Source organism: Streptomyces sp. P17 (assembly GCF_032436805.1).
GTDB lineage: Bacteria > Actinomycetota > Actinomycetes > Streptomycetales > Streptomycetaceae > Streptomyces.
This window is the reverse complement of the sequence record NZ_JAVRBF010000019.1, coordinates 77444-103674: the sequence shown is the minus strand read 5'-3', so window position 1 is coordinate 103674 and position 26231 is coordinate 77444. Positions and strand designations below refer to the sequence as shown.

Here is a 26231-nt window from a genome sequence, read left to right as displayed (position 1 = left end):
TGAACCGCCTTGGAATTCGGGCTCTTTGTACAGGGATACGTGGGCAAGCGCGCGGAGACCGATCCGCTCGCCGAGCACAAGGCGCTGATGGAGGAGACCGAGTACGTCATCCAGGCGGACAAGTCGGGCTTCAAGTACGCCTGGGCCTCCGAGCACCACTTCCTGGAGGAGTACTCGCACCTCTCCGCCAACGATGTGTTCCTGGGCTACCTGGCCCACGCGACCGAGCGGATCCATCTCGGCTCGGGGATCTTCAATCCCCTGGCCCAGGTCAACCACCCGGTGAAGGTCGCCGAGAAGGTGGCCATGCTCGACCATCTCTCCGAGAACCGCTTCGAGTTCGGCAGCGGACGGGGTGCCGGCTCGCACGAGATCCTCGGCTTCCTTCCCGGGATCACCGACATGAACCACACCAAGGAGATCTGGGAAGAGACCATCGCCGAGTTCCCGAAGATGTGGCTCCAGGACGAGTACGTCGGGTTCCAGGGCAAGCACTGGTCGCTGCCCCCGCGGAAGGTACTGCCGAAGCCGTACGGCAAGTCCCACCCGGCGATGTGGTACGCCGCCGGATCGCCTCCGTCGTACTCCATGGCCGCGAAGAAGGGGCTCGGGGTGCTGGGGTTCAGCGTGCAGAAGGTCTCCGACATGGAGTGGGTGCTGGAGCAGTACAAGACGGCGATCGTGGACGCGGAGCCGATCGGGGACTTCGTCAACGACAACGTGATGGTGACGACGACGGCGATCTGCGCGCCCACGCATGAGGAGGCGGTACGGATCGCTGTGAGCGGGGGGTTGCACTATCTGCCCTCGCTGGTGTTCCGGTACCACGACACGTTTCCCCGGCCCGAGGGGTTCCCGGTGTGGCCGGAGACGCTGCCCGAGTACACCGAGGAGTTCGTCGAGGTGCTCATCGAGGAGGAGCTCGTCATCTGCGGGGATCCGGACGAGGTGCTTCGGCAGTGCAAGCGGTGGGAGCAGGCGGGGGCGGATCAGTTGAGCTTCGGGCTTCCGGTGGGGGTGCCGAAGGAGGAGACGCTGCAGACGATCCGGCTCATCGGGGAGCACGTGATTCCGAAGATCGACACGGATCCGGTCCACCGGACCACCCGTTTCCGGCAGTCCGCTTAAGGGGGTTTCCGGAAGATGCTCGACCACCTCGTCAAGGGCGCCACCGTCGTCGACGGCACCGGTGCGCCGGCCTACACCGCCGACGTGGGCATCCGCGCCGGACGTATCGCCGTCATCGCCCCCGGTGTCACCGAGGACGCCCGTACCTCCGAGGACGCCACCGGGCTCGTCCTCGCCCCCGGCTTCGTCGATCCGCACACCCACTACGACGCCCAGCTCTTCTGGGACCCGTACGCCACCCCCTCCCTCAACCACGGAGTCACCACCGTCGCCGCCGGGAACTGCGGCTTTACGCTCGCGCCGCTCCATCCCGACCGGCCCGCCGATGCCGACTACACGCGGCGCATGATGTCCAAGGTCGAGGGGATGTCGCTGGTCGCGCTGGAGGAGGGGGCGCCCTGGAGCTGGCACTCCTTCGGGGAGTACCTGGATGCCCTGGAGGGGCGGATCGCCGTCAACGCCGGGTTCATGGTGGGGCATTGCGCCCTGCGCCGGTATGTCATGGGGGCGGACGCCGTCGGGGGGCAGCCGAGTGGTGAGCAGCTCGACGCCATGCTCCGGCTGCTGCACGACGCCATGGACGCCGGGGCCTGGGGGTTCTCCACCACCCAGTCGTCCACGCACTCCGACGGGGACGGCCGGCCGGTCGCCTCCCGGCATGCGCGGCCCGCGGAGCTGCTCGCGCTGTCCAAGGCGGTCGGGGAGCACGAGGGCACCCAGATCGAGGCGATCGTCGCCGGGTGTCTCGATCAGTTCAGTGACGCCGAGATCGAGCTGTTCGCGGAGATGAGCGCGGCGGCGGGGCGGCCGCTGAACTGGAATGTGCTGACGATCGACGCTTCCGTGCCCGAGCGGGTGCCGCGGCAACTGCTGGCGAGCGAGCGGGCCCGGAAGGCGGGCGGGCGGGTCGTCGCGCTGACCATGCCGATCCTGACCCCGATGAACATGTCCCTGGGCACCTTCTGCGCGCTGAACCTGATACCGGGGTGGGGGCCGATCCTTGGGCTGCCCGTCCCCGAGCGGATCGCCAGGCTCCGGGATCCCGAGGTCCGGGCGGAGATGCTGAAGCGCGCCGCGTCCAAGGAGGCCGGCGTCTTCCGGCGGCTCGCGGACTTCGGGCGGTACGTCATCGGCGACACCTACAGCGAGACGAACCGTGGGCTCGGCGGGCGGGTCGTGCGGGACATCGCGGCCGAGCGCGGGCAGGACCCGTTCGCCTGTCTCGTCGACATCTGCGCCGCCGACGAGCTGCGGACCGTGCTGTGGCCCATGCCGCCCGACAACGACCCCGCGTCCTGGGCGCTGCGGGCCCGGACCTGGCAGCACGAGGACGTCCTGCTGGGCGGCTCGGACGCGGGGGCGCATCTGGACCGGATGTGCGGGGCGCCGTACACGACCCGCTTCCTCGGCGACTGTCTGCGGGGACGGAAGCTGGCCGGTCTTGAGCAGGCCGTGCGGATGCTGACCGACGACCCGGCGCGGCTCTTCGGGCTGCGGGAGCGGGGCCGGGTGCAGGAGGGGTTCCATGCCGACCTGGTGCTCTTCGACCCGGAACGCATCGACGCCGGTACGGCCACCCTGGTGCACGACCTGCCGGGTGACAGCCCGCGGCTCGACTCCAAGGCCCTCGGGGTGCGCGTCGTGTGGGTCAACGGGGTCGAGGCGATCCGGGACGACGTGGTGACGGGCGCGGTGCCGGGGCAGGTGCTGCGGTCCGGGCGGGACACCCGGACGGTGAGCACCCGGTGAGGCAGCGGTTGTTCCTCGGCGGGGCATGGGTGGAGCCCGAGGGCGGCTTCTACGACGTCCTCGACCCGGCGACCGAGGGGACCGTCGGCTCGGCTCCCGAGGCCTCGCGGGATCAGGTGCACGCGGCCTGTGCCGCGGCCCGCGAGGCCTTCGGAGCGTGGTCGCGCACGGCGCCCGAGGAGCGGGCCGCGGTCCTCGCACGTGCCGCGGAACTGATCCGGGACCGGCTGGTGCCGTACGCCGAACTGGCGCAGGCCGAGACCGGCGCGACCACGGCGACGGCACGCGGGATGCAGGTCGGGGTGGCCGCCGCCCGTTTCCGGCGCTACGCGCGCGTGGAGAGCGCCGAGTGGGCGATCCCGCCGCAGATCAACGAGGCCGGGCCGATGGGGCGGGCCGGTGTGATGGGCGCGCTGGCCGTGCGGCAGCCGGTCGGGGTCGTCGCCTGTATCTCCTCGTACAACAACCCGTGGGCCAATGCCGCGGGCAAGATCGCCCCGGCACTGGCGATGGGCAACACCGTGGTGGTGAAGCCGGCTCCGCAGGACCCGCTGTCCGTCTACCGGATGGCGGAGGCCCTGGAAGCGGCCGGGGTGCCGCCCGGGGTGGTGAACGTGGTCTCCGGTGCCTCGGTGGAGGTCGGGGAGGCGGTGGTCTCCTCCGGGGACGTCGACATGGTCAGCTTCACCGGCTCCACGGCCGTCGGACGCCGTATCGCCGAGGTGTGCGGGCGCGACATGAAACGCCAGCTGATGGAGCTCGGCGGGAAGGGCGCGGCGCTCGTCCTCGACGACGCGGACATCGGCTCGGCGGTGGCCGGGATCGGGACGACGTTCTCCTTCTACAGCGGGCAGATCTGCACGGCGCCGACGCGGGTGCTGGCGCAGCGGGGTGTGTACGACCGTCTTGTCGAGCAACTGGCGGTCTGCGCCCGCCGGTTGAAGGTCGGCGATCCCCGGGAGCCGGACACGGTCGTCGGGCCGGTGATCTCGGCGGCGCACCGGGAGCGGGTGGAGTCGTACATCGAGGCCGGCCGCAAGGAGGGAGCGGTGGTCGTGGCGGGTGGTGAACGGCCCCCGCCGGCCCAGGGGTTCTATGTCTCGCCCACCCTCCTCGCCGACTGCACCAACGACATGACCGTCGCCCGCGAGGAGATCTTCGGTCCCGTCGTGTCCGTGATCCCCTTCGACGAGGAGGACGAAGGCGTCGCCCTCGCCAACGACTCCGACTACGGACTGATCGACTACGTCTGGTCCGCGGACGTGGCGAGAGCCTTCCGCGTCGCCCGCCGGCTCAGGGCGGGCGGAGTGGGCGTCAACACGGTCGGCCGGAACATGGAGGCGCCGTTCGGCGGCTTCAAGAAGAGCGGCGTCGGCCGGGACGTCGGCTCCTACGCGCTGCACGCCTACAGCGAGGTGCAGTCGATCGTCTGGCCGGGCTGAGAGAGGCGGGCGGCTACAGGTCGAACACGGCGCGGAGTCCGATCTCGACGGCTTCTATGACGCGCTCGTCGACGGGCCCCAGGTCGTCCGTGAAGAGGGGAGCGGCCATCGTGCGGAACTCGCCGAGCACGATCGTGCCCGCCGAGGGTGAGTCGACCGGAATGTCCACGAGCGTGGCTTCGCGTACTTGCTGCGGATAGATCAGCACGCACGTCGCGGACTTGTTCTGGGCGTTGAGGGCGTCGGACGAGACCACCAGGACGTGTGCGGGCCCGCCGGCGAAGGACAGCTCGTAAACGTGCCCGCGCTTCACCGGCCTGCCACCCGGCCCCACCGCTCCAAGGTCTCTTCCTCGGTTTCGTCCGGCTCGCCGACCGTCGTCACGATCCCGGCTTCGGCCCGCACCCGCGCGGACCGCTCCAGCTCCTCGGACAGCATTTGCCGGCGCAGTATCCGGGCCGTGTACGCGGAGGCATTGCCCTTGGATCTCACGAAGGCGGCGACATCGTCGGGCAGGCTCATCGTCATGTTCACCGTCATGCTGCCATCATACGCCTGCCCTGCATGCCGTATGACGAGTCGCGTTCACAAATGCTTTGCGGGGCCGTCAATGCGAGGCCGCACCGCTCCCCTTTAATGGACGCCTTGACGGTGCCATGACCGAGGGGTGGGTGGCCGTGCGCGTGGTGACCTGGAACCTGTGGTGGCGGTTCGGGCCTTGGCGCGAGCGGCAGAAGGCGATCCGCTCCGTGCTGCGGGAGCTGCGGCCCGACCTCGTGGGCCTGCAGGAGGTGTGGGCCGCCGACGGGGAGAACCTCGCGGAATGGCTGGCGGGGGAGCTGGGCCTGCACTGGACCTGGGCGGCCTCCCCGGCGCCGGAGCGGTGGCGGCGACGGATCGGGGACGCGCCCGTGGACATCGGCGCCGCGGTGCTGAGCCGGTGGCCGGTGCGGACGACGGAGGTCCTACGGCTGCCCGCGCCGCCCGAGCTCGATGACGGTCGGCTCGCTCTGTACGCGCGGACGGGCCCGGCGCACTTCTTCACCGCCCACCTGGCATCCGCCCCGGCCGCCTCCGCCGTACGCCGCCAACAGGCCGCCGCACTCGCCGAGTTCGCCCACCGGGACGGCACCGTGATCGTCACCGGAGACTTCAACGCCGAGCCGGACTCCGAGGAACTGCGCCTGTTCCGGCGCCACTTCCGTGACGCCTGGCCGGATTCGGCGGCCCCCTCGGCGACCTGGGACTGGCACCCGGAGCTCCCCTACACCCCGGACGGCCCACGGCAGGGGGCGCGGATCGACTACGTCCATCTCGGCGGCCCGGGATCCGTACGGGAGGTACGGCGAGCCGGTGACCGGCCCGTGGACGGGGTCTGGCCCTCCGATCACGCGGCCGTCGTGGTCGACCTGGTGTGCTGAGCGCTCCGCTGGAAGTGCCGCGATATGCCGTCGGTCGTCCGCGGCTCCGTCGTGGCTGATCGCGCAGTTCCCCCCGCCCCTCCAGGGCGCTGCCGGTCCGGTTGGGCTTCAAGGACCGACTGACGGCGCCGCCAACTCCCCAGGGGCGCGGGGAACTGCGCGACCAGCCCCCACCGCCCCGCAGCCGAAAACGATCAATCCCGCCCCAGAAAGATCGGATTCGTGAAAGCCGCCAGCGCCCCCGGCAGCGGCGCCATCACCGCCTCGTGCCGCAACTCCGCCCGCACATAGGCCGCATACGAAGGCGTCGTCCGCCACTCCACCACCCCCGCACCCGTCACCGGCAACGGAGAACTCGTGAACAGGACCCCCTGATCCGTCACGAACCGCACCGTGCAGCGAGGTGCCCCGGTCGCCTCCAGACGGACCGTGACCGGAGTGTCCCGGGCCACCCGCAACCGCTCACCGATGCCGGCATGCTCGCCCCGCCCACCCGACGCCGTGAAGGCCAGGGACACGTTCTTGGACTCCGCGACATACGACCGCCCCGCCCGAATGCCCTCCTGGACGGCCTCCCGGGTCAGGTCATCGGCGAGCACCACCGTCTGCGGTGAGCCCACGGGGTCAGGGGCCCGGTGCGCGTCGCTGTTGCCCATGGCCGGGATCCAGGACCGCCCTTCCCGTACCGACGCCACCAGCATCCCGTCCCAGTCGGCCAGCGCCACCTCGTCGTCGGGGGTGTAGGGCCCGTTCCACACCTCGACCGCGTCCGCCTCACCGAAGCCGAACTTCCAGTTGCAGCCGATGCAGGTGGCGTGCGGATGGGCCGGTACGACCAGGCCGCCGGACCTGCGGATCTGGCGCGCGAACTTGCCGAAGCGGTTGTCGCGGGCCCGGTAGCGCCAGTCGACGAAGGTGCCGGGATCCGTGCCGAGGGCCAGGACGTGGCCGTTGCGGGTGGTGACCTCCTCGCCCAGCATCACCAGCAGGTCGTCGCCGGCGACATCGGCCCAGTGGGCGTGCGCGGAGTGCGTGTTGTGCTCGGAGCTGTTGATGAAGTCCAGGCCCGCGGCCCGGGCCAGCTCGGCGATCTCGGCGGGGGTGCGGCGGCCGTCGGAGTACCAGGAGTGCAGATGGCAGTCACCGCGGTACCAGTCCCGGCCGCGCCCCTTGGCCCGCTGGGGCGGGTACCCGGGTTGGGTGACGGCGCCCTGCTCGCCGTAGAGGAGAGTGATCGTGAGCTCGTAGCTCAGGCCCTGCGGGGCGACGGTGTAAGGGCCGAGGACGATGTGCCAGGTGCCCTCGTTGACCGGGCCGGGGATGTACGCGGGGGTCGCGTCGTCGGCGCGGAGGAAGAACTCGGTGCGGGCGCCGCCGGACCAGCCGCGGAAACCCTTGCCGCCCAGGTCGGTGCCGCGTTCGTCGAAGATGCCGATGTCGAGGGCGTTGCCGGGGGTGCCGGCCGGGACGGCCGGGCGGTCGTAGGTGTAGGAGACCCTGATCTCCCTCACCCCGTCGGGTACTTCGACGGGGACGTACACGAAATCGGGCGAGCCGGGGGGCAGAGTCCCGCGTACCGTACGGGTCTCGGTGTGGTGCATGTCGTCCGCCCCTCTCGCGAAGGTCACGCTCCCCAACGTAAGCGCAGCCGCGGCGCCCGTCACGAACAGGGCGCGTCTTCCGAGCCTTGCGTCGTCATCACACATGCCCGGGAGTCTTCCCCGACGGCATGAACTCGTAAGGAAGAGAAGGGGATCGGCGGGCATCGAGCAGACCCCACCGCAGATGCCGACCAGTCGGTATCGACATTTGGCACCACCCCCGGTACAGATGGGACATGCGACTCTCCGTCACGATCTTCCTCACCGACGAGACGATCACCCCGACCCGGCTCGCCCGTGAGCTGGAGCAGCGTGGGTTCGCCGGGCTGTATCTGCCCGAGCACACCCACATCCCCGTCGAGCGGACCACCCCGTACCCGGCCGGCGGCGAGCTGCCGCCCGAGTACGTCCGTACCCTCGACCCCTTCGTCGCGCTCGGCCAGGCCGCCGCCGTGACCGAGCGCCTCGGCCTCGGCACCGGTATCACGCTGGTCGCTCAGCACGACCCGGTGAGCCTCGCCAAGCAGATCGCGACCGTCGACCATCTCTCCGACGGGCGTTTCACCCTGGGCCTCGGCTTCGGCTGGAACGTGGAGGAGGCCGCCGACCACGGCGTCGAGTGGCGCACCCGGCGGGAACTCGTCCGGGACCGGATGGCGTTGATGCGTGCCCTGTGGGCGGAGGAACCGACCGCGTACGAGGGCGAGTTCGGGAGCGTACGGGCCTCCTACGCCTACCCCAAGCCGGTACAGAAGCCGCGGGGCCCGGTCGTCGGACCCCGCACACTCGTCGGCGGCGCCGCCGGGCCCAAGCTCTTCTGCCACATCTGCGAGTACGCCGACGGCTGGATGCCCATCGGCGGCCGCGGACTGACCGAGACCCTGCCGGCGCTCCGTGCCGCCTGGACCGAGGCGGGCCGCGACCCCTCCGCGCTCCAGATCGTGCCGTACGCCATCTCCCCCACCCCCGGAAAGCTCGCGCACTACGCGGACCTCGGCATCGAGGAGGTCGTGGCGCAGTTGCCACCGGCCGGGGAGAGCGGGGTGCTGCGGGCGTTGGACGATCTCGCCGCCTACCTCGGATGACCTGATCAGCTCGACCGTATGCTCGAAGGATGACGACTTCGGTGACCCCCGGATCCGGCCCGACCGAGAACTCCATGCGTCGCGCCCTGAAACGGGCCCGGGACGGCGTCGCCCTCGATGTCACCGAGGCGGCCGTCCTCCTCCAGGCCCGCGGGGAGGCCCTCGACGACCTCGCCGCGTCCGCCGCCCGGGTCCGGGACGCCGGGCTCGAAGCGGCGGGCCGCCCCGGGGTCATCACGTACTCGAAGAGCGTCTTCATCCCGCTGACCCGGCTGTGCCGGGACAAGTGCCACTACTGCACCTTCGTGACCGTGCCCGGCAAGCTGCGCCGGGCCGGACACGGGATGTTCATGTCCCCGGACGAGGCCCTCGACATCGCCCGCAAGGGCGCCGCGCTCGGCTGCAAGGAAGCGCTGATCACCCTCGGCGACAAGCCGGAGGAGCGCTGGCCGGAGGCCCGGGAGTGGCTGGACGCGCACGGCTACGACGACACCATCGCGTACGTCCGCGCCATCTCCATCCGCATCCTGGAGGAGACGGGCCTGCTGCCCCATCTCAATCCGGGGGTCATGTCGTGGACCGACTTCCAGCGGCTGAAGCCCGTCGCGCCCTCCATGGGCATGATGCTGGAGACGACGGCCACTCGCCTGTGGTCCGAGCCCGGCGGCCCCCACTACGGCTCCCCCGACAAGGAACCGTCCGTACGGCTGCGGGTGTTGGAGGACGCGGGCCGGTCCTCGGTCCCCTTCACCTCCGGACTCCTGATCGGGATCGGGGAGACGTACGAGGAGCGCGCCGAGTCCCTCTTCGCGCTCCGGAAGATCTCCCGCGCCTATCACGGCATCCAGGAACTGATCATCCAGAACTTCCGCGCCAAGCCGGACACGGCGATGCGGGGCATGCCGGACGCGGAACTGGACGAGCTGGTGGCCACGGTGGCGGTCGCCCGGCACATCATGGGGCCGAGCGGCTGCCTCCAGGCCCCACCCAACCTCGTCGACTCCGAGTACGAGCGGCTCATCGGCGCCGGGATCGACGACTGGGGCGGGGTCTCCCCGCTGACCATCGACCACGTCAACCCCGAGCGCCCCTGGCCGCAGATCGAGGAGCTCACCGAGCGCTCGGCGGCGGCCGGCTTCGCACTGCGCGAACGCCTCTGCGTGTACCCGGAGTTCGTGCGGCGCGGGGAGCCCTGGCTGGATCCGCGGCTGCGTCCGCATGTGGCGGCGCTGGCGGACCCGGAGACGGGTCTCGCGCGTCCCGGTGTCCTTCCGGAAGGGCACGCGTGGCAGGAGCCGGAGGAGGCCTTCGATGCGTCGGGCCGTACGGATCTGCACACCACGATCGACACCGAGGGCCGTACGTCCGACCGCCGCGACGACTTCGACGAGGTGTACGGCGACTGGGGCGCCCTGCGCGAGGCGGCGGCGCCCGGGATGGCGCCGGAGCGCGTCGACACGGACGTACGGACGGCTCTGAGGACGGCGGCGGACGATCCGACGAAGCTGACCGACGAGGAGGCGCTGGCGCTGCTGCACGCGGACGGCCCGGCGCTGGACGCGTTGACGCGGATCGCGGACGACGTCCGCAGGACAGCCGTCGGCGACGACGTGACGTACATCGTCACGCGGAACATCAACTTCACCAACGTCTGCTACACGGGCTGCCGGTTCTGCGCGTTCGCGCAGCGGCGGACGGACGCGGACGCGTACACGCTCTCGCTGGAGCAGGTGGCGGACCGGGCCCAGCAGGCGTGGGAGGTGGGCGCGGTGGAGGTCTGCATGCAGGGCGGCATCCACCCCGACCTGCCGGGGACGGCGTACTTCGACATCGCGCGGGCGGTGAAGGCGCGGGTGCCGGGGATGCATGTGCACGCCTTCTCTCCCATGGAGGTCGTCAACGGCGCGAGCAGGACGGGTCTTTCGATCCGCGAGTGGCTGACGGCGGCGAAGGAGGCCGGCCTTGACTCCATCCCCGGCACCGCCGCCGAGATCCTCGACGACGAGGTCCGCTGGATCCTGACCAAGGGCAAGCTGCCCACGGCCACCTGGATCGAGGTGATCACGACGGCGCACGAGCTGGGCATCCGTTCGTCCTCGACGATGATGTACGGCCATGTCGACCAGCCGCGCCACTGGCTGGGGCATTTGAGGACGCTGGCGGACATCCAGCAACGCACGGGCGGTTTCACGGAGTTCGTGACACTGCCGTTCATCCACACCAACGCCCCGGTGTACCTGGCCGGAATCGCGCGGCCGGGCCCGACGATCCGGGACAACAGGGCGGTGACGGCGATGGCGCGGCTGCTCCTGCACCCGTGGATCCCCAACATCCAGACGAGTTGGGTGAAGCTCGGCGCGGAGGGCGCGGCGGAGATGCTGCGCTCGGGCGCGAACGACCTGGGCGGCACGCTGATGGAGGAGACGATCTCCCGGATGGCGGGCTCCTCCTACGGCTCCTACAAGTCGGTCAAGGACCTGATCGCGGTCGCGGACGCGGCAGGGCGTCCGGCCAGGCCCCGCACCACGCTGTACGGCGAGGTCCCGGAGGAGCGGCAGCGGGCGGCGGCGGTGTCGGACGGGCATCTGCCGGAGCTGCTTCCGGTGCTGGAGTAACCCGTGGGGAGCGTCACAGTACGATGATCCGACCCTGTCGGTGAGCTGAGGAGATCCGTGCCGTGCCTGCCCCGAAGGTATGGGTGACCGCTCTGACGGTAGGGGCGACAGCCGTGGTCGTCGCCCTCGCCGTACAGGCGGACAAGGGCGCGAAGCCCACGGCCACGGCCACCCCGCCGAGCGCCTCCGCCACGGCGAGTCCCAAGCCGGCCGAGTCCGCGAAGCCGGCCCGGGTGCCGGACGGCTCGGGCACGGGCCGCCGGATCGTCTACTCGCTCGGCCAGAAGCGGGTGTGGCTGGTGGACGGGAGCGAGGCCACGCGCCGCACCATCACGGTGTGGCCGGGCACGGTCGACCCCGAGCCGGGGAGCTACGAGGTCGGGACGCGGGCAGCGGCGACCAAGGGCTCGGACGGGGTGGCGATCGAGCATGTGGTGTACTTCGCCGCGCAGTCCGGCGTGAACATAGCCTTCTCCAACGCCGTGGACGGCTCGTCACCGCCCCCGCCCGAGGCCGGGGCCCTGACGGGCGGTATCCGGATGAAGGCGGCGGACGGCTCGGCGCTGTGGGCGTTCGGGACGGCGGGGACGACCGTGACGGTCGTCGAGTAGGCAACGAGGGAGACGGGGAACCGTGAGCGTGGGCGTACTGATCCTCTTGGTGCTTCTGGCGCTGGTCGTCGGAGGCTGCGTCTGTGTCGTGTGGGCGAGCCGGGGCACCGCCCCGCGCTGGGCGCGCGTGGTGGCCGCCGTGACGCGGGGCGCGGGCGAGCTGCTGGCGATCCTGATGCGGTCCAACAAGGGGTCGAGCCGGAGCCGCAGGAGCTCGGACGACTAGTTACGTGTCGGACGCGGCCGGCAGATGGTTGACGATCAGCACGATCCCGCTGAACACGAAGACCCTGGTCGCCGCGTCAAGACCGTTCCAGTCCCCGGACTGCCACATCGCGAACCACTCACCGCCGATCGCGATGAACCCGGCCCCGAACAGCAGCATGACCATGAGCAGGCCGTAGGTGGAGAAGCGCCGGGCGCTCCGGTCGCCCTGGCGGGCCCAGAGCCAGGTGCCGTATATGAGGACGAGCGCGGCGAGGGTCTCCCAGACGATGATCGCGACGTACGCGGTGTCCTGAAGTCCCTTGCTGGTGACGGCTCTCCACATCAGGTCGTCGTCCTTGAACGTGGTGTCCATCGCGAGGACATGCTGGACGAACTGCTGGTTCGTCCCGAAGTCCGTGATGTTCCCGAAGGCGACCAGCGCCATGTAGAGCGCGACGCTCGCGGTGAGCAGGGTGGCGGTGAGGCGGAGTGCGCCGCGTGGGGGTGTGGATGACATGACGGCCATCTTCCCTCTGCGGGACGGCGTGATCCAGAACGCCCCTCTGGGAACCGCGAGTTGGGCCATTGCGGGGGTGAGGCGGAGTGCGAACGGCGCCATGAGGCGGAGGCCGAGGTCGCCGCCCTGGAACCCGCGCCGGAAGGCCCCTCCCCGCTGGCCTCGACGGCGGACCGGCTCGGCATGGCGGGCCTGGGCCTGGCGGTCCCGGTGGCCGGACCCTTCGTGGGCGCCGTCGACTCCGACCGGCCGGCGGAGGGCGCGGCGCGCTTGAAGGCCCGCCTCGGCGAACGCTTCCGCAACCAGGAGGACCTGCAACTGGTGCTCGCCCCGGAGCGGGTCCTCACCCCCAAGTTCCTGGACGAGCTGGCGACATCGCCGCCGCGGCCGCGGCACCCTGGCTGATTCCCTTCTTCGACACCTACGAGCGCACCGGAACCTTCCTCGACGGCTGGCTGCACGCACTGATGAGCACCGACCGGTACGGCGAACTCCCCGCCAACGTCGTCGTGGTGACCTCCGGACAGCGCCCCTTCGACACCGGCCGCTGGGGCGGGTTCGCCGACTTCATGGCCGATCTGCGGCTCAGCCCCTTCACGGAGGCGGAGGCGCGCGGGCTGCTCGCCGACCGCGGGGTCATGGCCGAGCCGGTGGTCGCCGAGGTGCTGCGCCTCTCGGGCGGCCCCCCGGTCCTCGTACTGCCCAGGGCGCGCGCCGCGCGGGACGCGATGAGGGTGCGTTACGCGGAGTAGCCGTCGAGGAACGCGGACCAGGCGTCGTCGGTGAAGGTGAGCCGGCCGACGGTGGTGTCCTTGGAGTCGCGTACGTGGATGGCGGGGGCGGTGGGGGATATGGCGACCTCGACGCAGTCGGGGTCGTCGCCACTGCTGTAGCTGCTCTTGAACCACGCCAGTGCGGTGCTGGTCACGTCTCTTCTCCCAGAAGTTTCTCGATGAAGGCCAGCGACTCCCGGGGGGAGAGGGCCTGCGCCCGGATCATCCCATAGCGCATCTCCACGACCTGGGCATCCCGGGGATCACTGATCACTCGGCTGTACAGCTCCGCCGCCAGGTACCCCAGGGTCTTGCCGTCCCGAAGCTTCAGCACGCGGAACGAGCCGGTCACATACGCGTGCTCCGCTCGGCTGGTGGGCATCACTTGGATCTCCACGTTCCGCAACTTGCCGACCTCCAAAAGGTGTTCGAGCTGCTGCCGCAGCACCATCCTGCCTCCGACCGGCCTCGTCAGCGTGGCCTCTTCCTGGACGAAGTGGAGGAACGGCGGGGGCACTCGCTCGAAGACTGCCTTGCGCGCCATGCGTGCGGCGACGAGCCGGTCGACCTCCTCCTCCGTGTACGAGGGCCGCCGCGTGTCGAACAACGCACGTGCGTACTCCGGAGTCTGGAGCAGACCGTGGATGTGAAGGGCGGTATAGGCGCCCATCTCCACGGAGTCGTCCTCCAGCTTCGTCAGGTCCCGCACGTTCTTCGGATACCGGGCCTCCTCCACGTCCTTCCTCATGGCCGAGACCTTGCCGCCCGCCCCGGTCACTTTGTCGGTCTTGTCCAGGAAGTCGGGCTTCGGGATCCGCACCCCCCGCTCCACCGCGGAGACCATGTCCTCGCTGTACCCGATCGCGTCCCCGAGCTCGGTCTGCCTCAGCCCGGCGGCCTCCCGCCACAACTTGATCTGCCGCCCGACCGTCTTGAGTACGGCCTCGGCCTCCTCGTCCTCCACCGGCTTCCCTCCCGACGTGTTGAGGTTCCCGACTCGCCCGGGTCCCGCAGATCCCCGACCCGGTTGCCGACGCCGTGGCCCTGGATCGCGGGAACCCACGACCCGGTCGGTCCCGACGCAAAGACCAAAGAACCGGGGAAAGAACCCAACCAGCCCCCACCGCCCGCGGCGATCACCCACGAGGGTGAAAACGCCCAACTCGATTGGCGTGGCGGGGACTTCATGGTGCAGCCTCAGCCGCAACAACTGCAGACATGCATCGGCCCTCGCCGGGACTGGCATCCCAGTGCGAGGGCCTGATCACCGAGGAAGAAGGAAGCTTCCCGATGACTGACCAGAAGCCTAGCGGGCACCCGCGCGCCAAGTCCGGCCGTTCCCACTCCGGCGTCACGCACGTGAACGAAACCCATCACGACAACTTCACCGTGGTCGGCAACCACCTCGCCCAGCACCCGGACCTGTCCCTGACGGCGATCGGCCTGGCGGTGCACATCCAGTCGCTGCCCGAGGGAACCCCCATCGGGATCAAGGTGCTGACAGGGAAGTTCCCCGAGGGCGAGATCCGGATCGCCGCGGCGCTGCGGGAGTTGGAGCACCACGGGTACCTCGCACGCATCAAGGAGCGTCTTCAATCGGGCCGATTCGTGACCCGGACGTACTCGTACAACTTGCCGAGGCGTACGACGCTCAGGGCAGCGGCGGAGCCGGAACCCCGCCCGACGGCAACCCCACGGCCCGCCGCCGACCTCCTCGCCGGCCTGCGCGCTCAGGACGCCCGCCTGCTGCTGACGGAACGGGACGTGTACCGCCTGGCTCCGGCGGTGGAGGCCTGGCTGGAACGAGGAGTGCCCGCCACGGCCGTACAACACACCCTGACGTCCGGCCTGCCCCAGGAACCCATCCGCCACCCGGCGGCCTTCCTGGCCCGCCGCCTGACCGACCTCCTTCCACCACACCTCCCGACCGCCCCGGAACCCCTCCGCCCGGCCCCCCTCCAGACCTGCGACGCCTGTGACCGCGCCTTCCGCTCCCCCCACCCGGGCAGATGCCGCGACTGCCGCCCGACCGAGGCAACAGAGCGGAGTGCGGCGTAACCATGCCGGAGGCGAGTCATGTGGTCCGCGCCGTACCTGCGGCACCGCGAAGTCTCCGCCGGTACCGTACGAGGAGCGGAACACCAGCACCGGAGGTCACCGTGAGTGCTCAGAGCGACGGCCCGTACGGGCCGCTGATCCCGATGCCTGAGCTGACCCCCGACGCGCTTCGGAGCGCGGTCGGGAGGATCGCGCCCAGCAGGCTTCCGGCGCTCACCCAGCATCTGTTCGAGGCAACGACCAACGCCCAGCAGACCAAGAGCCTCGCTCCCCTCCGCGCCTTCGTACATTCCTGGGCCGTGTTCGTCGCGATCGAACGTCACCCGGCGCGTGCCGCGCGGCTGCGCGAACTGGAGCGCATCGTGGACGCCGGCGAGCAGGACCCGTCCGAGGCCATGGCCGAGATCCACGCGATCCGGGAGGCGGCCGAATCCGAGGCCGGGCTGTGACCTCCGCCTGGTCCTGGGACTACAACCCGAGTGCCGAGTATGTGACCGGAGGGCTTCCGGCCGGCGTGGTGGCGGAGGTGGAGCGGCTTGCCACGGAGCTCGCCGCCCTCGGTCATGACTCCGTGCGCGTGGGCAGGCCCGTGGACCGGGAGGGCGGACTGCGAGAGTTCGACGTCTTCGGGGGCCGCGGATTCCTCAGCTTTCTCGCCGTGCCACGCCATGAGTGCGTCTACGTCTGCAACGTCACGTGGTACGGGTGAAACCGAACACCCAGGCTCAATAACGGCCACTCACCGCACACTCCGCATACCATTCCGCCCCCTGAACCGACCGTTCCTGGTCGATTACAGTGCTGGACGTGGGTGCGACAACGGGCGCCGTCTGGGGCCGCTCCGAGCAGCAGGACTTCCGTAGCCGGGTGCGCGGAACGATGCTCGGTGCTGCCGTGGGCGATGCGCTGGGCGCGCCCGTGGACGGGCTGAGCCTGGAGGAGATCAGGGAGGCGTACGGCGTCGAGGGCCTGGTCGCTCTGGGGCTCGGGTACGGGCGGCGGGGTGCCGTGACGCACCTCACCCAGCTCACCCTCTTCTCCGTCGACGGGCTCATACGGGCCCAGGTCCGGCGGGACACGGGCGCCTGGCATCCGCCGACGGATCTGCACCGGGCGTACCTGCGGTGGGCGGCCACCCAACGCGACTGGGGCCCCGACGAGCGGCGCAAGGAAGACGGCTGGCTGGCTCGCGAGGAGTGGCTGTACGCCCGGCGCGACCCCTCCCGATCGCTGCTGATCGGCTTCGGCGACGGGATCATGGGCACGCTGGACGCGCCGAAGAACCTGGGTGAGGCGGGGCCGGAGGCGGCGGCGCGCTCGGCACCCTTCGGGCTCCTGGTCGGCTGGGAGCCCCAACTGGTGGCCCAGCTGGCGATCGAGTGCGCGGCGCAGACGCACGGCCACCCGGTGGGTTACCTCTCGGCGGGCGCGTATGCCGTCATCGTGCACACCTTGGCCTGCGGCGAGAGTCTCGACGGGGCCGTGCAGCGGGCGCTGGCGCTGCTGGCCGCCCGCCCCGGGCATCAGCCCGTCTCGGACGCGCTCCAGCATGCGCTGGGAGCGGTGCGACAGGGGATGCCGACCCCGGCCCGGGTCGAGGAACTGCTGGGTGAGGGTACGGCGGAGGGCGTACTGGCGGTGGCCGTGTACTGCGCTCTGGTGGGCGAGGACGTCCGCCACGGTCTGTGCCTGGCGGTCAACCACGACGGCCCCTCGGGCGCGACGGGCGCGCTGACCGGCGGTCTCCTGGGCGCCCTGCACGGCGAGACGGCCCTCCCCCCGGCCTGGCTGGCCGAGCTTGAGGGCCGCCCCACGATCCTGGAGCTGGCCGACGACTTCGCGATGGAGATGACCCAGGGCCCGGCCCTGCACGGCCCGGCGGGGTCGTCGCCGGGCTGGCTCGCCCGCTATCCGCGCGGCTGAGCCACCTCGTCCAGGGGGCCGGCCGGAGCCGGGACCGCCGCGGCGGCCGATCCGTCGTCGTCCGAGTTGACCTTGTCGATGATCGCCAGCCGCTCCGGAGTGTCCTCCGGCTTCACATAGCCGATCAGGATGTACAGCACCAGGGACACGGCGAGCGGGATGGACACCTGGTACTGCAGCGGCACCCCACCCTCCACGTTCCAGTGGATCGGGTAGTTCACCAGCCAGAACGCCAGCAGTCCCATCGACCACGACGTCAGCGCCGCCGTCGGACCCGAGCGGCGGAACGGCCGCAGCAGACCCAGCATCATCGGGATCGCCATCGGACCCATGAGACCGGCCACCCACTTGATGACCACCGTGATGATGTCCCCGAACGTCGGCGAGTTGACCTGCGTCGCCGCCGCCATCGACAGGCCGAGGAAGACCACGGTCGTCACCCGGGCCACCCGCAGCCCCTGCCCCTGGCTCCAGCTCCGCGCCCGCCGCCAGATCACCGGCGCACAGTCCCGCGTGAAGACCGCCGCGATGGCGTTGGCGTCGGAGGAGCACATCGCCATGGTGTGGGAGAAGAAGCCGACGATCACCAGGCCCAACAGGCCGTGCGGGAGCAGCTGTTCCGTCATCAGGCCGTAGGAGTCCGAGCCGTCCGGCTTCTGCGACTCCACCAGCAGCGGCGACATCCACATCGGGAAGAACAGCACCAGCGGCCAGACCAGCCACAGAATCGCCGACAGCCGGGCCGACCGCTCCGCCTCCTTCGCGTTCGGCGTAGCCATGTACCGCTGCGCCTGGTTGAGCATGCCGCCGTTGTACTCGAACAGCTTGATGAAGAGGAAGGCGAGAAGGAAGACGGTCCCGTACGGCCCCACCAGCGGCTCACCGTGGCCCTGGAGCTCCGGCTCGTCCCAGGCGCCGAGGAATCCGATGCCCTTGTCGTCCAGTTCCACGACGACGGCCACGAACATCGCGATGCCGGCCAGGAGTTGGATGATGAACTGCCCCAACTCCGTCAGCGCGTCCGCCCACAGCCCGCCGATCGTGCAGTACACCGCCGTGATGCAACCGGTGATCAGGATCCCCTGGTTCAGCGAGATCCCGGTGAACACCGACAGCAGCGTCGCGATCGCCGCCCACTTCGCACCGACGTCCACGATCTTCAGCAGCATCCCGGACCAGGCCAGCGCCTGCTGCGTCTTCAGGTCGTACCGGTTCTTCAGGTACTCCAGAGGGGAGGCCACATGGAGCCGTGAGCGCAGCCGGTTGATCCGCGGAGCGAACAGCTTCGATCCGACGGCGATGCCCAGGGCGATCGGAAAGGACCAGGTGACGAACGAGGTCACGCCGTAGGTGTAGGCGATGCCCGCGTAGCCCGTGAACATCACCGCGCTGTAGCCCGACATATGGTGCGAGATGCCGGAGAGCCACCACGGCATCTTCCCGCCGGCGGTGAAGAAATCGCTCACGTTGTCGACGCGCTTGTGCGACCAGATGCCGATCGCCACCATCACGCCGAAGTAGCCGATGAGCACGGCCCAGTCGAGACCGTTCATGTGCGCCCTCCCAGGGTTCAGCCCGGCGCTCATCGTGGGCGCTGCCTCGTGAACACGACAAGCAGGCGTAAGGTCAAGGGGAGGTAAAATCATTCGGCATGATGGTTCTGGTTCACATGTATGAACTCATCGCATCAGCTCCCCTGCGTTGACCAGCAACGACTGTCCGGTGATCGCCCGAGCGCGATCCGACACCAGGAACGCCGCCGCGTCCGCCACATCCCCGTCCGTGGCGAGTTCCGGCAGCGCCATCCGATCGGTCAGCCGCTTCAGTACGGCGGACTCCTCGACCCCTTCCGACTGCGCCGCGAACCGCACATACGCCCGCACCGGCGGCCCCCACATCCACCCGGGCAGCACGGTGTTGACCCGGATCCGGTACGGCCCGAGCTCCCGCGCCAGTGAGTACATCGCGCTGGTCAGCGCCCCCTTGGAGGCGGCGTACGCGGCCTGCCGTACCTGGGAGGGAGCGGCCACCGCCGACTGGGTCCCGATGAACACCACAGAGCCGCCGCCCGATTTGAGTGCCGGCAGGCAGGCGCGCGTCATCCGCAGCGACCCCAGCAGATTCACGTCGATCACCTGCTGCCAGGTCGCGAAGTCCGCGTCCTCCACACCACCGAAGTAGCTGTCCCAGGCGGCCACATGGACAACCGCGTCGATCCGCCCGAACCGCTCCCGCGCGAGCGCCGCCAGCGCCTCGCACCGCGTCTCGTCGGTGATGTCCGTCGTCCGGTACGCCGTGTGCGCCCCGTCCGGATCGATCTCGGCCGCGCACTTGGCGAGGCTGGCCTCCGTGCGCGCCCCGAGTACGGCGTTCCCCCCGTCGCGCACCACCGCCGCCGCGACCTGATGGCCGAGCCCGGGGCCGACTCCCGACACGACGACGGTCCTTCCGGAGAGCAGTGACATCGGCGGCCTCCCTGACTCTGGCGCAATATCTGACGGGGCGTCAGAGTATGGGCGAGCCGCCTAGGAAGGGGAAGGGCATGAGCGAGGAGACCCGCAGCGAGACATACGCCGAACTGGCCGCCGTAGGACCCTACGGAGTCCACCCCGGCCACGCGCTCATCACCCTGGTCGAACCGCACCCGGGCCATGAGTACGCCTACAACCGCTGGTACGAGGACGACCACTACTACGCCGGCGCCATGGCCATGCCCTGGATGTACGCGGGCCGCCGCTGGGTCGCCACCCGCGATCTGCAACTCCTGCGCGTGCCCGAGAAGTCGGCCGTCGCCCAGCCCGTCACCGCGGGCTGCTACATCTCGACGTACTGGATCACCGACGGCCGCTACGACGACCACATGAAGTGGACCGTCGCCATCAACAAGCGCCTCAACCGCGATGCCCGCGTCTACCAGGACCGCACCCATGTCTTCACCGCCTTCCAGGACCACGAGGCGACGGTGTACCGGGACGGGGCGGCGGGGCCTCGGGACTTCCACGCGCTGGACCATCCGTACGCGGGGCTGGTGGTGGAGGTGCTCGACGCCGAGTCGGCCGAGCAGCGGGCCGAGCTCATCGAGTGGCTGTGCTCGCGGCACCTCCCCGAGCGTCTCGCGGGGTCCCCGGCCGCCATGGTGACGATCTTCCGGCCCACGCCCCTGCCCGGCGACCGGATGACCTACGTCAAGCAGGTCGAGGGCGTCGGTACCCGGCTGACACTGCTGTGGTTCCTGGAGGCGGATCCCCGGGAGTGCTGGGAGCCGTGGTTCACGGACCTGAGCACCGAAGGGCACGGGCGGATCGAGCTGCTCGCACCCTTCGTCCCTACCGTCCCGGGCACCGACAGGTACGTGGACCAGCTGCGCTGAAGCGGGCTACTTCAGCTCGTCCGGACACGGCGTGCCCCGCGGCACGTCGTAGGGCGCCGCCAGCCGGTAGGTCCCCGCCTTCGGGGCCACCAGCATGGTCCACTTGTCGCCCAGCGCGTCCTCCTCCGTCTCCATCAGGCAGCCGTTGACGTTGTCGTACGTCTTCGGCTCACCGTCGGGACGGTCCTCGGAGGCCTCCGTCTCCTTGGGCGGGTCGAGCTTCTGGCCCTCGGCGTCGACGATGCTCAGCCACGGCGAGTACGGGATCCGGATCAGCACCCGCCCCGGCTTGCTCACCCGCATCGTCCATTCGCCCTGCTCGGCCCGCTCCACCACGGTGTTCGGCTCGGCCAGCGGCGACGGGTCGATCACCTGGAACAGCTGCCAGTTCGCGTCGCCCCACACCTGCTTCAGATACGGCATCCCACGCTGCACCAGCTGGCGCTCACGCTTGCCGCCGTCTCCGTCCGGCTCGTCCTTCGGCACCACCACGAAGCGCACCGCCCAGCGGTGCAGCCACTCCAGATAGTTCGCCGAGTTCAGGGTGTCGTCGTAGAAGAGCGGGTTGCGCTCCATGTCGGCCTGGCGGTTCCAGCCACGGGCGAGGTTGACGTACGGCGCGAGCGCGGAGGCCTCACGGTGGGAGCGGGCCGGTACGACCTCCACCCGGCCCTTCTCGGCGCCGACCTCCTGGAGTTCGTTGACGAGGGGCGCGAGCTCGCGGGCCCAGGAGGCGGCGGGGGTGGTGTGCACGATGTCGACGACGGTCTTCGCGCCGATCCACACGTTGAACCCGACGAACGCCAGCACGACCGCGTACCACTTGCGCGAGCGCGGCACCGTGAACGGCAGCGCCGCGATCAGTGCCACACCCGCGAAGACCATCGAAAGGCGGGTGATGTTGGAGCCGATCTGCGAGTTGATCAGCCACACCAGCACCACCGACAGCGCGTAGACCGCCGAGGTCAGCCGGACCGTCGTCCACTCCTTGGGGACCAGGACGAGCACCAGGACCGCGGAGGCGAACGGAAGGATCACCGAGGCGATGTTCATCGGCTGCGTCCCCGAGAAGGGGAAGAGCCAGGCCGAAGCGGCCACCACCGCGCTCGGCGCGAGCCCCAGCGCCCAGGCGCCGGGCCGTCGCTTCTGCAGGAACAGCGCCACCGCCACCAGGCCCACGAAAAGACCGGCGACCGGCGAGGCCATCGTCGCGAGCGCGGCCAGTGGGGCGGCGCACAGCGCCTTCGCCCAGCGTTTGTAGCGCCAGCGGTACGGCCAGCAGAACACGACCGCGACCGCGCCGAGCGCGAACATCGTCCCGAGCCCGAAGGTGACCCGCCCCGAAATGGCGTTGCACAGCAGCGCGAACACCCCGGCCAGCGCGGCCCACAGGGGCTTCCGGACGGACCGGCTGCGGATGAGGACGAGCGTCAGCAGGCCCGCGGAGACGGTCCCGGCGATCATCATCGTCGTACGGACGCCCAGCATCGACATCAGATACGGCGACACCACGCTGTACGACACCGGGTGCATCCCGCCGTACCAGGCGAGGTTGTACGCGGAGTCGGGGTGCCGGCCGACGAACTCGGCCCAGGCGTCCTGCGCCGCGAGATCGCCGCCGCTGTTGGCGAACGTGAAGAACCAGACGATGTGCAGGACACCGGCCAGGGCGGTGACCGACAGGACGGGATGGCGCAGCAGGCGCTCACGTACGGTGAGGAAGGCGGCGGCCGTGGGCGAGGGGTCCTCGCTCGCGGGCACGCGTATTCGCGGGCCTGGTCCCGGGCCCGGAGCGGCGTCGTCGGCGCGTGTCGGCTCCGCAGTGACCACCGTTAAGGCACTCCCCGTGGTGTCCTGTCTGCTGTTCTGGCCGCGTCCCGTTTCCCGCGTGTTGTCGGCCCTGTCCTTGAGGGTTCGCCGGTCGTGCCTTGTGAGCGACGGCCTGACCCGTTTCGTGACGCTAGCACGCAGCCCGCCGAGCGGCTCCCGGGGTGGGGCCCGTCGACGGGCTGCGGTGTGCGGCGGATCAGGTGATGCGGGTCAGCTTGTCCGTGAAGCCGGGTTCGACGAGGTCGGTCCGGAGCGCCACCGGCACCTTGACCGCGCCGGCGGTGCCGCCGTCGCCGACGGTGAGCGTGCCCACCTTGGTGCCGGCCTTCGCCTCGTGCGGTACGGCGTCGGCCTTGAAGTCCAGCTCCACCTTCAGGCCCGCCCAGCCGACCGCCTTGACGTCCTTCGTCGCCACGACCGGGGTACGGCCGCCGAGGCCGTCGTCGACATACCCGACGACCTCGCCCTTCTTCAGCAGCGTCGCCGACTCCAGCGCGCCCTGGGCGGCCCGGATCAGCTGGTCGCCGGAGTCGAGCGCGGCGGCGAGGATGCCACCGCCCGTGTCCGGCTGGCGCACCACGGCGCCGACGATGGTCCGCATCTCGCCGCCGACGTCCTGCTTCGCGGCGAACATGAGGTTGCCGAGGGCGGAGGTGGTGGTGCCGGTCTTGATGCCGACGACGTTGTTCTTGCCGACCAACTGGTTCCAGTTGCCGTGGTTCTGGCCCTTGTAGTCGTCGTACGACATCATCGCGGCGATCTCGCGGAAGGCGGGCTGCTCCATCGCGGCCTTGGCGAGCTTGACCTGGTCCACGGCGGTGGAGACCGTCGTGTCGTTGAGGCCCGAGGGGTCGGTGTACGTCGTGTTGGTCATGCCGAGGTCGCCGGCGGCGGCGTTCATCTTCGCCACGAACGCCTTCTCCGACCCGGCGTCCCAGCGGGCCAGCAGGCGGGCCACGTTGTTCGCGGACGCGATGAGGATGCTCTCCAGGGCCTCGCGCTGGGTGATGGAGTCGCCGGCGAAGACGTCGACGGTGGACTCCTGGCCGGCGTCCGACTGTTTTTCGGCGGCCTGGTCGATCTCGATCTTCGGGCCTTCCTCGCCGCTCTTGAGCGGGTGGTCGCGAAGGATGAGATACGCGGTCATGACCTTGGCGACGCTGGCGATCGGCACGGGCTTCTGGTCGCCAAAGGAGCCGAAGGAGCCGATGCCCTGGACGTCGAGCGCGGCCTGTCCCTCGGCGGGCCAGGGGATGTCGACCTGGGAGCCGTCGAAGGTGTACGTCGACTCGGCGGTGAGGTCCAGGGTGGGGGTCGGGAGCGGGCGTACGGCCTGCGCGATCGCGAACACGACGACGAGCAGGAGGACCAGGGGGGTCCAGATCTTGACCCGCCGGACCAGAGTGCGGACGGGGGTGTCCGGGGGCGGCGGGGTGTTGGTCAGCTCGGCCAGCAGGTCCAGCGGGGGCTTGGGGGGCAGCGGCTGCTGGGTGGTGCGCTCGGGGCCGACGTGCGGGACGGAGGTGGTGACGTCCGGCTTGAGCGCGACGAACTTGCTGGTGGGCTGGTCCACGGGTGGGCGCGGGGCGCGGAGGGCGGTGGTGGGCTGGTCCACGGCCTTGGCGGGGGCGGGGCCGGTGCCCGGCGTGTCCTCGGCGTCGGCGGGGGCGGGCTTGTCGTGCGGGGCGTCTTCGGCGTCGGCGGGGGCGGGCTTGTCGTGCGGCGCGTCTTCGGCGTCGGCGGGTGCGGGGCCGTTGTCCGGCGCGTCCTCGGCTTCGCCTTCGGCCGCCGTGTTCCCACCCGCACCACCCGTGCTGCTTTCGTCGTCGGCTGCGGGTGGCCCCTGAGGGGCGTCCTCGCCGTCGGCGGCCGCGGGCGCGTCCTGGGCTTCGTCCTCGTCGTCGGCGGCTTCCGGCTCGTCGCCCGCTGCGGCGTGGGCCTCGGGCTCCGAGTCGTCGTCCTCAGGCTGAGCCTCACCCTCAGCCTCAGCTTCGCCCTCAGCCCCGGCCCCGGTCTCAGCCTCTGCCTCGGCCTCGGTCTCAGCCTCTGCCTCGGCCTCGGTCTCAGCCTCTGCCTCGGCCTCGGTCTCAGCCTCTGCCTCGGCCTCGGTCTCAGCCTCGCCCTCGGCCTCGGTCTCAGCCTCGGTCTCAGCTTCGCCCTCGGCCTCTGCCTCGGCCCCAGCCCCAGCCCCAGCCCCGGCCCCAGCCCCAGCCCCGGCCCCGGCCCCGGCCCCGGCCTCAGTCTCGGCCTCTGCCCCGGTCTCAGCCTCTGCCCCGGCCCCGGTCTCAGCCTCTGCCCCGGCCTCAGTCTCGGCCTCTGCCTCTGCCTCTGCCTCGGCCTCGGCCTCGGCCCCAGTCTCGGTCTTGGCCCCGGCCCCGGCCCCGGCCCCGGAGTTGGCCCCGGAGTCGGCTTCGCTCTGTGCTTCCCCCTCGGGCTCCTTGGGGTCGGTGTTCTCGGGCTCGGCCGGCGGGTTCTCCTCCGGGTTCTCCGCCGTGGCCTCGGGCTCGGGCGTCGGCTCGTCCGGCTTCGGTGTCTTCTCGTCGCCCTTGGACACCCACGCCGCCACCGCGGCTCGCAGGCGGGCGTCGCTGGCGTCGGGTTCGGTGGGCTTCTCCGCCGGCTCGGGTTCTTCCGGATCCGGTGCCGCCAGGTCGGGTGCCGACAGCACGCGGGTCGCCGTATCGACGCCTCCGCGGGTCATCGCCAGGCGGGGGTCGGTGGATTCGCTCCGCGCCTCCGGAACCGGACCCGCGCTCCCCGACGTCGGTTCTGCCGACGACTCGCGCTGCTTCGAACTGTCGGGGGACTCGCCCGCCACCGATGCCTCCTAAACCCGTGAAACGTCGTGTTCGTCTGAATCGCCGCCGCCCGGACACCGCTCCACCGCGCTGTCCGAACCATGTACCAGTGTCCTGTGTGCGGGCTTGGCTGACGCGATAGACGAGAACGACATACCTACTGGTTCCCTCACAAACAGGTCACGCACCCTCGACAGACCAATGTGAGAGGGGTCACCCTGTCATTCATCCACGCGGGGAGGCATGGATGGGCAGGAGCCGCAGAACAATTCCGGAGGAGCTTCTGCTGCTGGCACTGGACCCGGCCACGGGTACCACTGCACAGCCGCAGTCGCTCGACCTCGGTCTGGCCGGAGCGCAGCTAGTGGAGCTGGCGCTGGCCGGACGGATAGCCCCAGACGGGGATCGTATCGCCGTGGTGGTACCACGGCCGACTGGAGATCCGACTTTGGATTGCGCGTTGGAGCTGCTGCGCAGGCGTGGCGCTCCCGTGCGTGCCGTCCATTGGATCGGCGGGCCCCGCCTGGGGCTGCGCCAGACCTACCTCTCGCATCTGGAACGGTGCGGCATGGTGCATGCCGTGGCCGGACAGATGTGCGGGGTGTTGCCGACGACTCGCTACCAGGCGACCGACAACGAGATCAGCCGAGAGATCAGGTCCCGGCTGGACTCCGCGATCCGCACCGGCGTACCGCCGGACCCGCGGACCGCGGCGCTCGCCGCACTGGCGCACGCGGTCGGCCTCGGCAAACACCTGTATCCGGGCAACGAGGGCCGTTCCTCTCGCTCCCGGCTGCGGGACCTGATCAGGCACGACCCCATGGGCGGTCTCGTCGCGCACGCCGTGATGGACGTCCAGAACGGCGTCGCGGCCCAGCCGCGCCGCAGCCCCGCCCCAGCGGGCCGCCAGCCGGCCGCCGGCGGCAGGGCCGCACCGGAACCCGCTCGTGGCGTTCCGATGCAACCGCGCCGAGGCTCGATGGCGCGCGTCGTGGCCCACTGAGCCGCAGTTCCACGACCCGCACCACCCAGCCGCCACGCCGCACCGCAGTCCCCGAGACCCGGTACGGGAGCCGCTGGTCCGCGCGGGGTGGCGGGACCGT

26 protein-coding genes are annotated in these 26231 nt (G+C 70.6%); 16 read left to right on the top strand and 10 right to left on the bottom strand.

Translation table 11 applies throughout. The annotated features are described in order from the left end of the window. Nucleotides 1-9: 9 nt before the first annotated feature. From RMT89_RS14990 to RMT89_RS14980, 3 genes are read left to right on the top strand one after another with little or no spacing between them, the layout of a single operon-like run. Complete coding sequence (locus RMT89_RS14990; RefSeq protein ID WP_399498160.1) at nt 10-1128, top strand: LLM class flavin-dependent oxidoreductase; 1119 nt, start codon at nt 10-12, stop codon at nt 1126-1128. Between the two features lie 15 nt (nt 1129-1143). Then, nucleotides 1144-2877 carry a D-aminoacylase gene (locus RMT89_RS14985; RefSeq protein ID WP_315884243.1) on the top strand — a complete coding sequence of 578 codons (1734 nt, stop codon included), beginning with the start codon at nt 1144-1146 and terminating at the stop codon, nt 2875-2877. Beyond that, nucleotides 2874-4319: an aldehyde dehydrogenase family protein gene (locus tag RMT89_RS14980; RefSeq protein ID WP_315884242.1), complete on the top strand. Its 1446-nt coding sequence runs from the start codon at nt 2874-2876 to the stop codon at nt 4317-4319. Before RMT89_RS14985 ends, RMT89_RS14980 begins: the two co-directional genes overlap by 4 nt. Before the next feature lie 13 nt (nt 4320-4332). On the opposite strand, the gene RMT89_RS14975 is transcribed toward RMT89_RS14980, so the two are convergent. Both RMT89_RS14975 and RMT89_RS14970 read right to left on the bottom strand, forming a co-directional pair. Further along, nucleotides 4333-4632: a type II toxin-antitoxin system PemK/MazF family toxin gene (locus RMT89_RS14975; protein ID WP_315884241.1), complete on the bottom strand. Its 300-nt coding sequence runs from the start codon at nt 4630-4632 to the stop codon at nt 4333-4335. Then, nucleotides 4629-4859 carry a hypothetical protein gene (locus tag RMT89_RS14970; RefSeq protein WP_315884240.1) on the bottom strand — a complete coding sequence of 77 codons (231 nt, stop codon included), beginning with the start codon at nt 4857-4859 and terminating at the stop codon, nt 4629-4631. Before RMT89_RS14970 ends, RMT89_RS14975 begins: the two co-directional genes overlap by 4 nt. A gap of 116 nt (nt 4860-4975) precedes the next feature. Here RMT89_RS14970 and RMT89_RS14965 point away from each other — a divergent pair, with 116 nt between their 5' ends. After that, nucleotides 4976-5740 (top strand): endonuclease/exonuclease/phosphatase family protein, encoded by a 765-nt coding sequence (locus RMT89_RS14965; RefSeq protein WP_315884239.1) that lies wholly within the window; start codon nt 4976-4978, stop codon nt 5738-5740. A 194-nt stretch (nt 5741-5934) separates the two neighbouring features. Here the strand turns inward: RMT89_RS14965 and RMT89_RS14960 are convergent, their stop codons facing one another. Continuing rightward, entirely contained in the window at nt 5935-7446 is a 1512-nt protein-coding gene (locus tag RMT89_RS14960) for a CehA/McbA family metallohydrolase (RefSeq protein ID WP_315884238.1), read from the bottom strand. A 131-nt stretch (nt 7447-7577) separates the two neighbouring features. On the opposite strand from RMT89_RS14960, the gene RMT89_RS14955 reads away from it, so the two are divergent. Genes RMT89_RS14955 through RMT89_RS14940 form a run of 4 tightly spaced genes read left to right on the top strand, consistent with a single transcriptional unit; the run spans nt 7578 to nt 11878 of the window. Further along, nucleotides 7578-8426, top strand: a complete 849-nt coding sequence (locus RMT89_RS14955; protein WP_315884237.1) for an LLM class F420-dependent oxidoreductase — start codon at nt 7578-7580, stop codon at nt 8424-8426. 29 nt (nt 8427-8455) lie between these two features. Further along, nucleotides 8456-11041 (top strand): bifunctional FO biosynthesis protein CofGH, encoded by a 2586-nt coding sequence (locus RMT89_RS14950; RefSeq protein ID WP_315884236.1) that lies wholly within the window; start codon nt 8456-8458, stop codon nt 11039-11041. 53 nt (nt 11042-11094) lie between these two features. Then, nucleotides 11095-11652 carry a hypothetical protein gene (locus tag RMT89_RS14945; protein ID WP_315884267.1) on the top strand — a complete coding sequence of 186 codons (558 nt, stop codon included), beginning with the start codon at nt 11095-11097 and terminating at the stop codon, nt 11650-11652. Nucleotides 11653-11680: 28 nt separating this feature from the next. After that, nucleotides 11681-11878, top strand: a complete 198-nt coding sequence (locus RMT89_RS14940; RefSeq protein ID WP_315884266.1) for a hypothetical protein — start codon at nt 11681-11683, stop codon at nt 11876-11878. Here RMT89_RS14940 and RMT89_RS14935 read toward each other — a convergent pair whose 3' ends face one another. Next, on the bottom strand, nt 11879-12376 hold the full coding sequence (locus RMT89_RS14935; protein WP_315884235.1) for a DUF2165 domain-containing protein: 498 nt from the start codon (nt 12374-12376) through the stop codon (nt 11879-11881). A 60-nt stretch (nt 12377-12436) separates the two neighbouring features. Between RMT89_RS14935 and RMT89_RS14930 the strand changes: the two genes are divergently transcribed. Both RMT89_RS14930 and RMT89_RS14925 read left to right on the top strand, forming a co-directional pair. Next, nucleotides 12437-12781, top strand: a complete 345-nt coding sequence (locus tag RMT89_RS14930) for a hypothetical protein (RefSeq protein WP_315884234.1) — start codon at nt 12437-12439, stop codon at nt 12779-12781. A gap of 62 nt (nt 12782-12843) precedes the next feature. Continuing rightward, the gene (locus RMT89_RS14925) at nt 12844-13128 is read left to right on the top strand and encodes a hypothetical protein (protein ID WP_315884233.1); all 285 of its coding nucleotides are present in this window, start codon (nt 12844-12846) and stop codon (nt 13126-13128) included. Here the strand turns inward: RMT89_RS14925 and RMT89_RS14920 are convergent. Together RMT89_RS14920 and RMT89_RS14915 are read right to left on the bottom strand one after the other, a co-directional pair. Next, the gene (locus RMT89_RS14920; protein ID WP_315884232.1) at nt 13116-13304 is read right to left on the bottom strand and encodes a DUF397 domain-containing protein; all 189 of its coding nucleotides are present in this window, start codon (nt 13302-13304) and stop codon (nt 13116-13118) included. The genes RMT89_RS14925 and RMT89_RS14920 overlap by 13 nt on opposite strands. Then, a complete protein-coding gene (locus RMT89_RS14915; RefSeq protein ID WP_315884231.1) occupies nt 13301-14113 on the bottom strand; it encodes a helix-turn-helix transcriptional regulator in 813 nt (270 codons plus the stop codon). Before RMT89_RS14915 ends, RMT89_RS14920 begins: the two co-directional genes overlap by 4 nt. 326 nt (nt 14114-14439) lie before the next feature. Here RMT89_RS14915 and RMT89_RS14910 point away from each other — a divergent pair, with 326 nt between their 5' ends. The 4 genes from RMT89_RS14910 (at nt 14440) to RMT89_RS14895 (ending at nt 17130) form a co-directional block, all read left to right on the top strand. Further along, nucleotides 14440-15207 (top strand): helix-turn-helix domain-containing protein, encoded by a 768-nt coding sequence (locus RMT89_RS14910; RefSeq protein WP_315884230.1) that lies wholly within the window; start codon nt 14440-14442, stop codon nt 15205-15207. A 101-nt stretch (nt 15208-15308) separates the two neighbouring features. Next, nucleotides 15309-15656: a DUF6247 family protein gene (locus RMT89_RS14905; protein ID WP_315884229.1), complete on the top strand. Its 348-nt coding sequence runs from the start codon at nt 15309-15311 to the stop codon at nt 15654-15656. Beyond that, a complete protein-coding gene (locus tag RMT89_RS14900) occupies nt 15653-15916 on the top strand; it encodes a hypothetical protein (RefSeq protein ID WP_315884228.1) in 264 nt (87 codons plus the stop codon). The genes RMT89_RS14905 and RMT89_RS14900 overlap by 4 nt, the downstream gene beginning before the upstream one ends. Before the next feature lie 98 nt (nt 15917-16014). Next, the gene (locus RMT89_RS14895) at nt 16015-17130 is read left to right on the top strand and encodes an ADP-ribosylglycohydrolase family protein (protein ID WP_315884227.1); all 1116 of its coding nucleotides are present in this window, start codon (nt 16015-16017) and stop codon (nt 17128-17130) included. On the opposite strand, the gene RMT89_RS14890 is transcribed toward RMT89_RS14895, so the two are convergent. Then, complete coding sequence (locus RMT89_RS14890) at nt 17115-18683, bottom strand: sodium:solute symporter family protein (protein WP_315884226.1); 1569 nt, start codon at nt 18681-18683, stop codon at nt 17115-17117. The two genes, RMT89_RS14895 and RMT89_RS14890, sit on opposite strands and share 16 nt — an antisense overlap. Before the next feature lie 126 nt (nt 18684-18809). Further along, a complete protein-coding gene (locus RMT89_RS14885; protein ID WP_315884225.1) occupies nt 18810-19595 on the bottom strand; it encodes an SDR family oxidoreductase in 786 nt (261 codons plus the stop codon). 77 nt (nt 19596-19672) lie between these two features. Here RMT89_RS14885 and RMT89_RS14880 point away from each other — a divergent pair, with 77 nt between their 5' ends. Beyond that, the gene (locus tag RMT89_RS14880) at nt 19673-20500 is read left to right on the top strand and encodes a hypothetical protein (RefSeq protein ID WP_315884224.1); all 828 of its coding nucleotides are present in this window, start codon (nt 19673-19675) and stop codon (nt 20498-20500) included. 6 nt (nt 20501-20506) lie between these two features. Here the strand turns inward: RMT89_RS14880 and RMT89_RS14875 are convergent, their stop codons facing one another. Together RMT89_RS14875 and RMT89_RS14870 are read right to left on the bottom strand one after the other, a co-directional pair. Next, on the bottom strand, nt 20507-22330 hold the full coding sequence (locus RMT89_RS14875; RefSeq protein WP_315884223.1) for an MFS transporter: 1824 nt from the start codon (nt 22328-22330) through the stop codon (nt 20507-20509). Nucleotides 22331-22526: 196 nt separating this feature from the next. Continuing rightward, nucleotides 22527-25148 carry a D-alanyl-D-alanine carboxypeptidase gene (locus RMT89_RS14870; RefSeq protein WP_315884222.1) on the bottom strand — a complete coding sequence of 874 codons (2622 nt, stop codon included), beginning with the start codon at nt 25146-25148 and terminating at the stop codon, nt 22527-22529. Nucleotides 25149-25375: 227 nt separating this feature from the next. On the opposite strand from RMT89_RS14870, the gene RMT89_RS14865 reads away from it, so the two are divergent. Further along, a complete protein-coding gene (locus RMT89_RS14865) occupies nt 25376-26131 on the top strand; it encodes a GPP34 family phosphoprotein (RefSeq protein ID WP_315884221.1) in 756 nt (251 codons plus the stop codon). The last annotated feature ends 100 nt before the right edge of the window (nt 26132-26231 follow it).